Origin of the sequence: Paenibacillus algicola, from assembly GCF_005577435.1 — a bacterium.
In the GTDB taxonomy this organism is placed as follows: Bacteria; Bacillota; Bacilli; order Paenibacillales; family Paenibacillaceae; genus Paenibacillus_AQ; species Paenibacillus_AQ algicola.
The window spans coordinates 137501-151807 of the sequence record NZ_CP040396.1 but is presented as its reverse complement, the minus strand read 5'-3'; the positions used below and the strand labels follow the sequence as shown (position 1 = coordinate 151807).

10 protein-coding genes, 8 tRNA genes and 1 rRNA gene (1 of these 19 running past the window's edge) are annotated in these 14307 nt (G+C 50.8%); all 19 read right to left on the bottom strand.

Features of this window, described 5'->3' with window-relative positions:
* Nucleotides 1-27: 27 nt before the first annotated feature.
* Nucleotides 28-666, bottom strand: a complete 639-nt coding sequence (gene hisG / locus E6C60_RS00765) for an ATP phosphoribosyltransferase (protein WP_138224008.1) — start codon at nucleotides 664-666, stop codon at nucleotides 28-30.
* Between the two features lie 29 nt (nucleotides 667-695).
* Entirely contained in the window at nucleotides 696-1895 is a 1200-nt protein-coding gene (locus tag E6C60_RS00760; protein WP_138224007.1) for an ATP phosphoribosyltransferase regulatory subunit, read from the bottom strand.
* A 354-nt stretch (nucleotides 1896-2249) separates the two neighbouring features.
* Nucleotides 2250-3440, bottom strand: coding sequence for a group II intron reverse transcriptase/maturase (gene ltrA / locus E6C60_RS00755; protein ID WP_233281088.1), 1191 nt, complete (start codon nucleotides 3438-3440; stop codon nucleotides 2250-2252).
* Nucleotides 3441-4117: 677 nt separating this feature from the next.
* A complete protein-coding gene (locus E6C60_RS00750) occupies nucleotides 4118-5344 on the bottom strand; it encodes an acyltransferase (protein ID WP_138224006.1) in 1227 nt (408 codons plus the stop codon).
* A gap of 209 nt (nucleotides 5345-5553) precedes the next feature.
* Nucleotides 5554-6060, bottom strand: coding sequence for an acyltransferase (locus E6C60_RS00745; RefSeq protein WP_138224005.1), 507 nt, complete (start codon nucleotides 6058-6060; stop codon nucleotides 5554-5556).
* Nucleotides 6061-6127: 67 nt separating this feature from the next.
* Nucleotides 6128-6775 carry a pyrophosphatase PpaX gene (ppaX, locus tag E6C60_RS00740; protein WP_138224004.1) on the bottom strand — a complete coding sequence of 216 codons (648 nt, stop codon included), beginning with the start codon at nucleotides 6773-6775 and terminating at the stop codon, nucleotides 6128-6130.
* 24 nt (nucleotides 6776-6799) lie between these two features.
* Nucleotides 6800-7867, bottom strand: coding sequence for a prolipoprotein diacylglyceryl transferase (lgt, locus tag E6C60_RS00735; protein ID WP_138224003.1), 1068 nt, complete (start codon nucleotides 7865-7867; stop codon nucleotides 6800-6802).
* Between the two features lie 12 nt (nucleotides 7868-7879).
* Nucleotides 7880-8818 (bottom strand): HPr(Ser) kinase/phosphatase, encoded by a 939-nt coding sequence (gene hprK, locus E6C60_RS00730; protein ID WP_138224002.1) that lies wholly within the window; start codon nucleotides 8816-8818, stop codon nucleotides 7880-7882.
* Between the two features lie 383 nt (nucleotides 8819-9201).
* The gene (locus tag E6C60_RS00725) at nucleotides 9202-10326 is read right to left on the bottom strand and encodes an ABC transporter ATP-binding protein (RefSeq protein ID WP_138224001.1); all 1125 of its coding nucleotides are present in this window, start codon (nucleotides 10324-10326) and stop codon (nucleotides 9202-9204) included.
* A gap of 106 nt (nucleotides 10327-10432) precedes the next feature.
* Nucleotides 10433-11599, bottom strand: a complete 1167-nt coding sequence (locus tag E6C60_RS00720) for a PucR family transcriptional regulator (RefSeq protein ID WP_233281087.1) — start codon at nucleotides 11597-11599, stop codon at nucleotides 10433-10435.
* A gap of 95 nt (nucleotides 11600-11694) precedes the next feature.
* Nucleotides 11695-11767, bottom strand: a tRNA-Lys gene (locus E6C60_RS00715).
* A gap of 7 nt (nucleotides 11768-11774) precedes the next feature.
* A tRNA-Tyr gene (locus E6C60_RS00710) sits at nucleotides 11775-11860 on the bottom strand.
* Between the two features lie 12 nt (nucleotides 11861-11872).
* Nucleotides 11873-11945: transfer RNA gene (locus E6C60_RS00705), tRNA-Phe, on the bottom strand.
* 30 nt (nucleotides 11946-11975) lie between these two features.
* Nucleotides 11976-12052 (bottom strand) — tRNA-Asp (locus E6C60_RS00700).
* 10 nt (nucleotides 12053-12062) lie between these two features.
* Nucleotides 12063-12138: transfer RNA gene (locus tag E6C60_RS00695), tRNA-Thr, on the bottom strand.
* Nucleotides 12139-12153: 15 nt separating this feature from the next.
* Nucleotides 12154-12229: transfer RNA gene (locus E6C60_RS00690), tRNA-Val, on the bottom strand.
* 9 nt (nucleotides 12230-12238) lie between these two features.
* A tRNA-Met gene (locus E6C60_RS00685) sits at nucleotides 12239-12315 on the bottom strand.
* 29 nt (nucleotides 12316-12344) lie between these two features.
* Nucleotides 12345-12436: transfer RNA gene (locus E6C60_RS00680), tRNA-Ser, on the bottom strand.
* Nucleotides 12437-12516: 80 nt separating this feature from the next.
* Nucleotides 12517-14307, bottom strand: a 23S ribosomal RNA gene (locus tag E6C60_RS00675) (it continues 1142 nt past the right edge of the window).

Sequence of the window (14307 nt, the reverse complement as noted above, 5' to 3'; positions counted from 1 at the left end):
TGCTTCCTATTGAATTATGCTGCCGATCTATTTGTCTGTATTTGCAAAAATAACGCTCTGAAGCCGGTCGCACAGCTCCTGAATTTCCCGATTCTTCATCCGGTAGCTGACCCGGTTGGCAACGAGCCGGCTTGTAATTTCGAACATGCTCGTCATCTCAACCAACCCGTTCTCCCGCAGCGTCTGACCGGTTTCAACCATATCGACGATGCGATCGGCCAGGCCAATCAAAGGGGCAAGCTCAATCGATCCGTTCAGCTTGACGACCTCTACCTGCTGTCCCTGCTCCCGGAAGTAACGGGAGGCTGTGTTGGGATACTTCGTCGCCACGCGCTGCCGGATGCCCGGCGTCCAGTCTGGCAGGCCAATGACCGACATGCGGCAGCGGGCAATGCCGAGATCAAGAAGCTCATATACATCCTTGTCTTCCTCAATCAGCACGTCCTTGCCGACAATACCGATATCCGCCACGCCGTACTCGACATACGTCGGAACATCGACAGGCTTGGCCAATATAAATTCCATTCCCGCCTCCGGCAGCGGGATCACAAGCTTGCGCGTTTCATCCACGTCAAGGGGAATCGGCAGCCCGGCCTCGCGAAACAGGGCTGAGGCTTTCTTGTATATCCGTCCCTTGGGCATAGCTACTTTTAAGGTTTCTGCCATGTGAGGCACCTCCTGTCTAGGATTGAGATCTATTGTAAGGTAATAATTTCGTCATAGCCTTGATGCAGCAGGCTGGCACCAGGAACATCATTCCGTGCATCCTGCAAGCTTCCATGCTCGCCATCCCCCATCATGGAGGTAATTACGATCCGGCCGCTTTCCCGGAGGGCACTGGCCTTGGCCAAGCCTTCCTTGCGATGCTGCAGCGTGTACTGAATCAGCACCGGCTTCACGGCTTCGCTGTCCTCTGCATCCACACCATCCAGAATCCGGTTCGTCTTCAAAGCAAAGCCCGTGGCCGGCACGCTTCTGCCGAATTGCTGCAGCAGCTTGTTATAGCGTCCGCCGCTGGCTACAGGAGAACCGATCTCGGCCGCATAGCCTTCAAAGGTCATACCCGTATAGTAAGAGAAGTCACCAATCATGGTCAGGTCAATCAGCACATGACTAGAAGCATTGTAAGCCTCCAGCACCTCCCACACCTTGCATAGATGCTCGATCGAGGCCCGGGCCAGCGGGTTCAGGCTCAGCTCTCTCGCTTCCGTGCATACCTCCCGGCCGCCGCGTAGACGGAGAATGCCCTCAAGCTTCGCTGCCTCCTGCGGGGGCAGCTGCAGAGCTTGAATAGTGCTGCGGTAGCCGACATAATCCCGGTTCAGCAGATCACGCTTCAGGCTCTCCTGATCGCCCGGACGGTCCGGCAGCACCTCTTCCAGCAGTCCGTTGAGGAAGCCCATATGACCCATAGCCATTTTGAACGTCTTCACGCCTGCCGCCCGAAGGCTCTCAATCGCAAGCGCCACCACCTCGGCATCCGCCTCCGGAGAGTCGTCTCCCACAAGCTCCACGCCAGTCTGGTAAAATTCAGCCTCCCGTCCCGCTTCCTCTTCAATCGCCCGAAACACATTGGCATGGTAGGACAAGCGAATCGGCAGAGCTTCTTCCTTTAATAGAGATGATACAACCCGGGCAATAGGGGCCGTCATATCGGAACGCAGCACCATTGTCGTGCCCCGGTTATTGAGCAGCTTGAACAGCTTCTGGTCAGAGGTGGAACTCGACACACCCACCGTATCATAAAATTCAATCGTCGGGGTCATGATTTGCCGATAACCCCAGCGCTCCATGCATTGCAGCACCCGGGATTCAATCTGGCGCAGCCGGGATACCGCATGGGGGAGATAGTCCCGCACACCGGCGGGTTTTTCAAAACCTTTCGGTTTAGACATGGCGTAGTCACCTCGAATTCTATTTTTAAACGATCAAGTCCGGTATTACCCTCTAAAAAATAACACCCGACTCTTTATTATGGTAAAGTGCTACCTTGCTAATAAAGTAAAGAATAATGGCTATAGTATCATATCCCTGCCTACGCCGTCAATTCACCTTACTGACCTCAAGCGTATCGGTATCATCTACAGCCCGTACTCTGTATTATAACCTGTATGACCCTCTGCTTTCACGTTAAATCATCATTCCTTCTCTAGAGTAAAGGGCAGACATCTCTGCCCCTCCTCATCAAACCGTACGTGAGGTTTTCCCTCATACGGCTTTCCGATGTTCGTCATTCATGTGCATGCAGATCACAAGAGCGTTTTAAGTCCACATTGTGAGGACAGTGCTTTCACTTCGCGTAATGAGCTCATCCATCGCGTGCGTTGACGTTTCTTGGCAACCCATTTGGCTAGTCGCTGGAGGATGTACCAGTCCAGTTTCGCCATCTTCTTTTGGCTGTAAGCTGTGTAGTAGTAGTTGCGCCACCCCTGTATTTTAGGGTTTAAGTATTCCAGGTGGTCCTGAAAGGTCTTGTGACGCATATTTGGAGGAGCCAGTCGCTCTTTTACGACCTCTCTGATTCGTTCCTCCGCCTTGCGGCACAGCCACTGCTGGGTCGTATAATATATTTTGCCTTGAGATGTCTCCGCTTTCGTCTTTCGATGGTGCATGCCTAGAAAATCAAAGCCTTCTTCTCCTGTCCATAGTCCAACGATGCGTGTCTTGGTTGGATGTAACGTTAGCTCTAGGCGGTCCATAATAACTCTAATGAGTTCGTACGCCCGATCTGCATCCTTCTTTGTTTTGCAGATGACCACCAGATCGTCCGCGTAACGTGTGAGTTCCCCCATTTTTCTGCCATGCCGTTCCCACAGGAGATCAAAGTAATTCAGGTAGATATTCGCCAGCAGTGGTGAAATGACCCCACCTTGTGGTGTACCCAAATCTGAGCGTCTGACATTGCCTTCCTCCATGACACCCGCACTTAGCCACTTCCTCAACAGCTTCAGAATTCGTCTATCGCTGATTCGCATTTCTACCAGCTTAATGAGTTTCTCCTGATTGATGTTGTCGAAGTAGCCTTGGATGTCGACGTCGACCACCCAATTTCCTTTGCGGTTACATGCTTTCCGAATGCGATCTAACGCTTGCTTTGCACTTCGTTTTGGCCTGAATCCGAATGATGTTTCCTGAAAATCCGCCTCGAAGATCGGTTCCATGACGAGTTTCGCTGCCATCTGGATGACGCGGTCTCTCACCGTGGGAATGCCCAGCGGTCGCTTTTTGCCATCTTTCTTTGGAATGTAGTGGCGCCTTACAGGTTGTGGATGATAATTGCCTTCCTTAAGAAGACGTTGACATTCGTGTACAAAGAGCACCTCTCCTTGTTTCTCGATGTCTGCCAGTGTCTCTCCGTCTATTCCTGCCGAGCCCTTATTAGCTCGTACTCTTCGCCATGCTTCCCAAAGAATGTCCAGCCGGTAGATTTTGTCGTACAACGCGTGAAACCTTCGCTTCTTGCTTTCCTTGGCCGCATTGACCTAATTTCTCTTGGAGTTGTTGAACGTTTTCCTTTGGTGTTGTTAGCCGTTTGGCATTCACTGACTCGTACCTCCTTATGAAACTTGAACAAAGCAGGGCTCCTTCCCTCCTACAGGTTGTGTTGTCCTGCATTCTTCGGTACTATGAGCCCCTCGGACTCCCTTCCTGCAGACGGTTCACTTCACCTTTTAGGCTTATAGAGCGTCTCTTTACGGTTTCAAAAAAAAAAAAACGTGCAGGGGAGGGCCTCCCCAGTTCACTGCATCCTCTTTCATACCATGCCGATCCCCATACGCCGGAGGATTCTTCACTGCTGATCCAAGTTCTAAACAGCTTCCGTGGCCTTCGTCCAATGCAGCGAGACTCGGCATCCTCTCTTCCCTCTTGCGAGGCCTTTTTGACGACGCGGCAGAATTCACTTTATGTTACGGCCTGGTACGTTGCTCGCCCCATCTCTGACGGGTGCTTTCGTCAATACGCTTCTACTTACAGATTTCGCCATAAGCAGGTATCCTAGCTACACAGGGGCTTGGTCCCTCCTGTGACCGGATTTTCACCGGCTAGAGAATGCGTGCTTAGCTGGGCACGCCAGCACAAAAAAGCCGCCCGCGCTTCTCGCGGACAGCTATACCAGCTACCAATCGACCGACCGGCTCCTTCCTCCAGCGCGAACGTCCCGTTTGGGATTTCCTTTTGGAGGAGAGGGCATCTTGCTCTTGAGGGATTTGGGCACACTGCCTAGCAGCATCCAGGCCCCCGGCATGTATTTCATGATGGTCTGCACCACGATTGCGCTGATTACCAGTGCCGTAACCATTCCCCCATACACCCAGATCAGATAATCATCCGTGACCGGATTCAAATTGAAATCATACAGCCGATAAAAAGCCAGCCAGAGCGGATGCACTAAATAGATGGCAAAAGAAAGCTCTCCAATCCGGATCAGCATAGATTTCATCATGCTCCAGTCGCTGTTAAACAGCCAATTGGTGAGCTGCATCAGCACCAGCGCCGAGAACATCGTATGCATGTTCCACAGTCCCTCATACCACAACGAATCATGCCAATTGCTGTACAGGCGCGCCTCATACCAGATCAGAACATGCGACAGCCCCATTGCCAGCCAGCCGACCCACAGGATGAAGGTACCCTTTCTCTGCCGCGGGGTCTGATCTTTCCAGCTGGAGCTCAGCCAGGCCTTAAAGGTATCATAATGGATCGCCAGGTACGCTCCCAGTACATAATAGGCCATATAAGAGATCGCAAGGCTGCCTTTATCCACAAACTTCAAATCGTACTTATTCCAGAGAATGAATCCCCACTGCAGCAGCAATCCGATCGGGACCGCCCAGCGCACCAGAAATTTGGAGGATTTGAACAGCAGCAGGAACAGCGGAAACAGAATATAGAACTGCAAGCTGATAAAAACAAAGTATAAATGCGTATAATTTTTACCGGTAATCAGCCGATGCCAGAAATCAGCCCATAATGCTGATCCGTCCAGCGGACCGGAGAGCATTCCATTTTGATAGAGCCGTATTCCAAAATATCCGATCGAAATGAGCAAATACGGAAGCAGGATGAACAGCAGCCGTCTTTTGTAGAAGTTAAGAATCAGTCCTTTGGTCAGCGGCCGGTCATAATAATTGTAGAACAGCACAAAGCTGCTCAAAAAAATAAAAGAAGGCGTCCCGTACTTAAAAAAGATATTGATAAAATTGATCATAAAGTAGAATCGGGAGTCTACAGCTTCGACGGTGGCAAACGAGGTGGCATGGACATGCAATACACCTAAAATAGCCATGGCGCGGTAGATGTCCAGCTGCGGCAGCCTCTCCCTTGAGTTGATGGTGGCTTCCATTGCTTTTCACTCCCTTTTAAATTTGCAGCACATGAATCATTAAACCATTCACTCTTATACCTACTCTTCCAACCCTAAACCTTCTTCCTAAAAAAAGAAAAGCCCCTCACGGCGCATCTCGTGGGAGCTACTAGCTTACATTTACTTTTGCGTCCTTACTAATTTTACTACAAGTCCACAAAGATTGGAACTTCATCGCGGTAACGTACTCATGCATTCTCTTCTTCTGGCTTAGAAGGCTTTAGCTCCCGAAGCGGATTTCCGCCGACAAAAGCGCCCGGCGCTACATCCTTATGCACGACAGCACCCGCGGCTACCACAGCGCCATCTCCGATTGTGACGCCCGGCAGAATCGTGACATTGGCACCGATCAGCACATTGTCCCCGATCACCACATCCCCCAGCCGATATTCCTTGATCAGGTATTCATGAGCCAGGATGGTGCTGTTATATCCAATGACTGAATTTTCGCCAATCGTGATCCGTTCGGGAAAGAATACATCCACCATCACCATCAGTCCAAACGCCGTATGACTCCCTACTCTCATTCCCAGCGTGCGCCGGTAAATCCAGTTCTTGAGCGGAAGCACCGGGCAGTAGCGCGCCAACTGAATACAAATAAAGTTTTTGACCCCTTTCCAGGGGCTCACGGTTCGATAAATATGCCAAAGTGCATTATAGCCTTCTACGGGATAGCGTGTTACGTTCCTGCCCATTCTTAACGGCTCCATTTCTTTTGCTGGATCTGAACTGCTGGCTCTTGGTGCTTCAAATTCATTTAAGCTATTCTTGCCCCGGCTCTAGCAGGCGATACAGATCACGCATATCCTGCAAAATATAATCGGCTCCACATGACCGCAGCATTTCCGGCCCCTTCAATGACCAGGCGACCCCTGCTGCAAGTGCTCCTGCCGCCTTGGCCGACTGCATATCCACCGCACTGTCGCCCACCATCAGGGTCGTTGCCGGGTTAGCACCCAGAAGCTCGATCGCCTTTTGCACCGGCTCCGGATGGGGCTTCGGATGCTCTACATCATTGACCGTCACCACGGCATCCATGTAGGGAGCCAGCTTGAATTTGTCCAGCGTCATCAGCGTCGACGGCCGGATCTTCGTCGTTACGACGCCCATGCGAAGGCCTTGTCCTTGAATCCATTCCACCACTTCATTGACGTAGGGAAAGGTTTTGACCATTTGATCATGATGCTGTTTATTGTACGCGCGGTATAAGGGAACCAGCTCCTCGACGTCCTCTAGGCCAGAGAAGGTCTGAAGCTGATACTCCAGTGTAGTCCCCATGTGGGGAATGATCTGTTCTCGTGTAAGCGGTCCATCGGGATTGCGCTGAAATACATGCATAAATGAAGCAATAATCAAGTCATTGGTATCTATAATCGTGCCATCCAGATCAAAAAGTACAGTTTCAATCATTTACGTTACTCCTTGTGCGAGCTTTTACTTTTCTTTATCGTCTGGCGAGTCCACTACAGAATCCGTCTGCCGCGCTTGGGGCTTCGGCGTCTCCGGCGTTGACGTGGATCGCTGTTCTGAGAGCTCCTCCTTGCGGCGGGAACGGTTCAGATCCGCTTCCGGCGTAGGTGCTCCGGCATTTTTGGTGCTTACAATCGGGTCCATATATCTTGCGCTCGCTTTTCCCGTAGTCCGGCGGATCACAATCAGTGCAACTGCGGCGATAATAATCAGCAGAGCCAGCAGCTGGGAAATCCGAACGTTTCCGTATACAGGATCCAGATAGCCCTGTTCAAAGCCCATCCAGGTCATCGGGCTCCACAGACTGTTCAGGAAGGAAGCCAGGCCCGCCGAGCCTTGAAACGCCAAGCTGTCAGTACGCAGCGCTTCAATAAAGAAGCGTCCGATGGAATACCAGATGAAATAGCTGATAAACAGCTCGCCCGCACGCAGAAACTTTTGTCTTCGAAGCACCAGCAGCAGCGCGATGCCCACGAAATTCCACAGCGATTCATAAAGGAACGTAGGGTGATGGAATACGCCTTTTACGTTCATTTGATCGATAATAAAATCAGGCAAGTGCAGTGTGTTTCGTAAAAAAGACTCTTCCACCGGTCCGCCATAGGCTTCCTGGTTCACAAAGTTACCCCAACGGCCAATAGCTTGCCCGATTAACAGCGATGGTGCACAAACATCGGCAATTCGCCAGAAGGAGTAGCCCTGTCTGCGAACATAAATGACAGCACAAATAATAGCCCCGATCAGGGCGCCGTAGATGGCAATACCACCCTCCCAAATTTTGAAGGCATCCCAAATATTATCTTTGTAATCCTCCCATTTGAAGGCGACATAATAAATTCGGGCCGCTACAATTGCAGACGGTACCCCGAGCAGCAGGAGGTCCATGAAGAATTCCTGCGGTATGCCGAAGCGCTTCCCTTCTCTGATCGCAAGCAGTAAGCCTGCCAATGCGCCCAGACCCAAAATGATTCCGTACCAATGCACCGGCAGCGAGCCTATTTGAAATGCAATCGGATTGATGAGCAGAGACATCCCCAATTCCCCCTAGTCCATATCGTCCATATCCTCGGCAATGGTTGCCGTTAATTTGTTCGTGAATTGCAGCGCCGCATTTAAACCCATCTGCTTCAGTCGATAATTCATAGCCGCAACCTCGATAATGACCGCCAGGTTTCGGCCTGGTCGGACGGGTATGGTAACGAGGGGAATGTCGGTATCAATAATTCGTGTCGTTTCCTCATCCAGCCCCAGACGATCATATTGCTTATCCTGCTGCCAGGCTTCCAGTCGAACCACAAGTGTAATCCGCTTGTTATTGCGTACCGCACCCGCACCGAACAAGGTCATGACGTTAATAATGCCAACGCCCCGAATTTCCAGAAGATGCCGGATCAGCTCCGGTGCAGTACCGTGAAGCTGGTAGTCCGAGGTCTGCCGGATTTCCACCGCATCATCGGCAATTAAACGATGTCCGCGCTTGACAAGCTCCAGCGCCGTCTCACTTTTACCGATCCCGCTGGATCCTGTAATCAACATGCCAACGCCATAGACGTCACATAATACACCATGAATCGTTGTCGTCGGTGCCAGCTTGCGTTCTAAGAAACCGGTAATCCGGCTCGTTAACGTGGTGGTCGCCATGCTGCTGCGAAGCACCGGCATGCCCTTGGCATTGCTGACCTCGATCAGCTCCTCCGGAACCTCCAGGGAACGTGTCACAATAATACAAGGTGTTTCATCCGTACATAAACGTGACATACGGTCTTTGCGCTCCTCCGGCTCCAGCATGGCATAGAATGCCAGCTCTGTCCGTCCCAGAAGCTGAACCCGTTCGATGGGATGGTATTCGAAATATCCGGCCATCTCCAGTCCCGGACGATTCAAGTCGTCGGTTGTGATTGGCCGTTTCAGCCCCGCTTCACCAGAAATAACCTCCAGCTGGAATTGCTGCACCAGCTCGGATACCCGCACTTTCTTGGCCATGGTCGTACCCCTTTTCGTAGCTATATGAAGTGAACTCTTAGGTTCTCATTCTTGCTCTCGGGCGTGCTTGCGTATCTGCTCTTGCTACCGCACGTAATATTGCTCCCGGACCTACTCTTATACATGCCTTGCTCCTGCTCGTGTTCTTGCAATCAGTCGTGCTTGCGTGCTTGCGTACTTGCTCTTGCTACCGCACGAGCCCGTCCTGCTATGGATTCCCAGGTCATACTTCTTGATCATCTTAACAGGAATCAGGTGTCTAATGCAATGTTCTCAGCCGGGATCGCTCGGACCTGAACCTGCAGCAAAGCAATCCAGCGTGCCTGTCTTTATAAAGTAAAAAAACCGCCCAGCAGGGCGGTTTCTATAGATATGCTGGAATCTTAATCTGCCAGCAATACGTTCAATTCGGATTCTCTGTCAAAGAGATGAACTTTGTTCATGTCTACTGCCAGCTTTACATTGTCGCCTTCACGAGTGGTGGAACGTCCATCCACACGGCCGATTACGGTATCGTTGCCCAGTCCGCTCAGGTACAAGAGCATTTCGTGACCCAGGTTCTCGGTTACGTCAACCTTGGCATTAAATACAGTGTTCGGGGAAGCTTCCAGGAATACTGGCTCTTCGTGAATGTCTTCCGGACGAACGCCCATGATTACTTCCTTACCGATCATGGATTTGTTCTTCAGCAGCTGTGCTTTACCCCCAGGAACCTGAACGCTCAGGCCTTCGGAAGTGAAGAATACGCCGCCGTTTTGCTCGGAAAGCTTACCGGAAATAAAGTTCATTGTCGGGGAACCGATAAAGCCTGCTACGAACATGTTTACAGGCTGGTTGTACAGCTCTTCCGGGGAAGCCGCCTGCTGGATGATACCGTCCTTCATAACGACGATCCGGTCACCCATCGTCATCGCTTCGATCTGGTCATGCGTTACATAGATACAAGTGGTTTCAAGACGCTTAACCAGCTTTGTGATCTCAGCACGCATCTGACCGCGCAGCTTCGCGTCCAAGTTGGAAAGTGGTTCGTCCATCAGGAACACTTGCGGATCACGGACGATCGCACGACCCAAGGCCACACGCTGACGCTGACCACCGGAGAGTGCCTTCGGTTTACGGTCCAGCAAATGCTCGATGTCGAGAATCTTCGCTGCTTCACGTACACGCTTGTCAATTTCATCCTTCTTTACTTTACGGAGCTTCAAGCCAAAGGCCATGTTCTGATACACATTCATGTGCGGGTACAAAGCGTAGGATTGGAATACCATCGCGATGTCACGGTCTTTCGGTGCTACGTCGTTAACGACGCGGTCGCCGATGTACAGTTTACCCTCGGAGATTTCTTCAAGTCCTGCGATCATACGCAGTGTAGTGGATTTACCACAACCGGACGGACCTACCAGAACCAAAAATTCTTTATCCTTAATATCAAGGTTAACGTCAATTACCGTTGCCTTATCGGAACCTGCATATTTTTTGTAAATGTGCTCTAAGCGTACACCTGCCATGCTGATTGCCCCCTTGTTCATATTATGAAATGAAATCGGATACATTGAATATCTTTATATTACATGACCGCGTGGTTGCTGGCTATGCACAATCTGCACAAAAATTTTAGGCTCTTTTCGTTAATTTGTACAATAGGAGTGTAAGCTTCACCAATACTGCGTCATTAAAGCTGCGAACGTCCAGTCCGGTTTCCTGTTTTATCTTGTCCAGTCTATATAAGAGGGTGTTGCGGTGGATATATAAATGCTTCGCTGTTTCACTAACATTACAGTCCAGATCAAAAAAAGACTCCAAGGTAGACAGTGTCTCCGGATCATGAAACAACTCTGTACAGCCTTCGGCATACTGCTGAAGATACAGCGCACGCTGCTCCTGCGGAATGTGAAACAGCAATCGTTCCAGGTGCAGGCTGCCCGATAGATGTATATGCTCCTTAACCTGAAAAATTCTTCCCAAGTGCATCGTCTGCTTCAATAGGTTCACAGCATCAGGGAGGCCATGCAGGGCATCCGCTTCCGGAATACTGCTGACATAAAAATCACCCACCCACTCGGTAGAAATCAGCTCATGCAATCCCACACAAAAAGAGTACAGAGCATCTTCATGTCCTCGCTCCTGGCCCTTCTCATCCAACAGATCATCCATATCATCCTTAATGCTCTGTAGAAGCTCCTGCTTCGCAAGAATCAGCCACTCTGCCTCGTGCAGCGGAATCAGTGCAACCTCGCCATTAAAATAGCTGCGAAGCAGTCTAGACAGAACCTTATATTGAATGTCTATGGCATGATCACTCTCATTAATGATGAGAAAGGGGATCATGTCTTTCGTCAATACACCATCTAAACCGAAGTTCTCTGGAAGGTCCGCATTCAACTGATCTGCCTCTAAGCTCTGTACAACCCATTGACCTAATTGTCGGAGTTGCCTCTCGTCCTCTTGCTTGGACCCTGTTTTAGGGTTCATGTTGTTTTCTTTGCTTCTTAAGGAATGCAGCCACAGCTGGATTAAGACAATTTCTGAATCTGTCACATCTTCGGCATGAAATGCCAGCACCTGATTGGTCTGCTCATGCTCCAGCGGTATCCATATTTGATCTTCAGCTTTATGGTAGAAATACGGTGAACCGTTGCGATCTACCTTTTCAGACTTACTTACTTCTTCATCCGATATGAGTCTCGAGGTTACACTTATATTTAATGCTTGTTTTAAGAGCTGAACGATTTGTTTGATCTCCGCCATGATGACTCCCACCACTTTGTCGTTTTTTATCATTGTAGCACATCCTATCCGATCAACGACAATGCTTACATGATGGATTTCCTAATAAAATACAAAAAAGCCGTCAATTAAAATTGACGACTTTCGGATGAGCCATGAAGGACTCGAACCTTCGACACCCTGATTAAAAGTCAGGTGCTCTACCAACTGAGCTAATGGCTCATATAACTGGTGGAGGATGATGGATTCGAACCACCGAACTCGTACGAGAACAGATTTACAGTCTGCTGCGTTTGGCCACTTCGCTAATCCTCCAAAAACAAAAGGTGGCTCGGGACGGAATCGAACCGCCGACACGAGGATTTTCAGTCCTCTGCTCTACCGACTGAGCTACCGAGCCATACATGAAATTTAAGGTGAAAAATATAAATGGCGGAACTGACGGGATTCGAACCCGCGGTCTCCTGCGTGACAGGCAGGCATGTTAGGCCTCTACACCACAGTTCCGCATTTATAATGGTGCCGGCGAGAGGACTTGAACCCCCAACCTACTGATTACAAGTCAGTTGCTCTACCAATTGAGCTACACCGGCATATGAAAAATTACATGGTGGAGGCTGAGGGGATCGAACCCCCGACCCTCTGCTTGTAAGGCAGATGCTCTCCCAGCTGAGCTAAGCCTCCAGGTATGTATGGTAGCGGCGGAGGGGATCGAACCCCCGACCTCACGGGTATGAACCGTACGCTCTAGCCAGCTGAGCTACACCGCCATACTAATATTTGCATTCAGGTATATGAATGGCGGAGAGAGAGGGATTCGAACCCTCGCACCGCTTACGCAGTCTAACCCCTTAGCAGAGGGTCCCCTTATAGCCACTTGGGTATCTCTCCATCATAACCTTATGCAGTTACAGAGATTGACTCCCTGAAAACTAGATACGAAACGAATGTGCGTTATTAGATTAATCTTGTAGGATAAGCCCTCGACCGATTAGTATTGGTCAGCTCCATGCATTGCTGCACTTCCACCTCCAACCTATCTACCTCGTGGTCTTCAAGGGGTCTTACATACTGGGAAATCTCATCTTGAGGGGGGCTTCACGCTTAGATGCTTTCAGCGCTTATCCCTTCCGTACGTAGCTACCCAGCCATGCTCCTGGCGGAACAACTGGTGCACCAGCGGTACGTCCATCCCGGTCCTCTCGTACTAAGGACAGCTCCTCTCAAATTTCCTACGCCCACGACAGATAGGGACCGAACTGTCTCACGACGTTCTGAACCCAGCTCGCGTACCGCTTTAATGGGCGAACAGCCCAACCCTTGGGACCTACTTCAGCCCCAGGATGCGATGAGCCGACATCGAGGTGCCAAACCTCCCCGTCGATGTGGACTCTTGGGGGAGATAAGCCTGTTATCCCCAGGGTAGCTTTTATCCGTTGAGCGATGGCCCTTCCATGCGGTACCACCGGATCACTAAGCCCGACTTTCGTCCCTGCTCGACTTGTAGGTCTCGCAGTCAAGCTCCCTTATGCCTTTGCACTCTTCGAATGATTTCCAACCATTCTGAGGGAACCTTGGGGCGCCTCCGTTACTCTTTAGGAGGCGACCGCCCCAGTCAAACTGCCCGCCTGACACTGTCCTCGTACCGGATCACGGTACCAAGTTAGAACCTAGATACGATCAGGGTGGTATCCCAACGGCGCCTCCACAGAAGCTGGCGCTCCTGCTTCAACGGCTCCCACCTATCCTGTACAGATCGTACCCAAATCCAATATCAAGCTGCAGTAAAGCTCCATGGGGTCTTTCCGTCTTGTCGCGGGTAACCTGCATCTTCACAGGTATTAAAATTTCACCGGATCTCTCGTTGAGACAGCGCCCAAGTCGTTACGCCATTCGTGCGGGTCAGAATTTACCTGACAAGGAATTTCGCTACCTTAGGACCGTTATAGTTACGGCCGCCGTTTACTGGGGCTTCGGTTCACAGCTTCGGATTGCTCCTAACCGCTCCCCTTAACCTTCCAGCACCGGGCAGGCGTCAGCCCGTATACTTCGCCTTACGGCTTCGCACAGACCTGTGTTTTTGCTAAACAGTCGCTTGGGCCTTTTCACTGCGGCCCCCTCGTGCTATTCACACTACCGGGGCACCCCTTCTCCCGAAGTTACGGGGTCATTTTGCCGAGTTCCTTAACGAGAGTTCTTCCGCGCGCCTTAGAATTCTCTTCTCGCCTACCTGTGTCGGTTTGCGGTACGGGCACCTTCACCTGACTAGAGGCTTTTCTTGGCAGTGTGAGATCATGACCTTCGCTACTGTAATTTTCGCTCCCCATCACAGCCCAGCCTTATGAGTGTGCGGATTTGCCTACACACCAGCCTCACTGCTTAGACGGACATCCATCAGTCCGCGTCACTACCCTCCTGCGTCACCCCATCGTTCATAACGGTTTACGGTGGTACAGGAATTTCAACCTGTTGTCCTTCGACTACGCCTTTCGGCCTCGCCTTAGGTCCCGACTTACCCTGAGCGGACGAGCCTTCCTCAGGAAACCTTGGGCTTTCGGCGGATCAGATTCTCACTGATCTTTTCGTTACTCATACCGGCATTCTCACTTGTATGCTGTCCAGCGCTCCTTCCGGTACACCTTCAACCTGCATACAACGCTCCCCTACCCCTGATGCATTGCATCAAGCCATAGCTTCGGTGGTGTGTTTAGCCCCGTTACATTTTCGGCGCAGAGTCACTCGACCAGTGAGCTATTACGCAC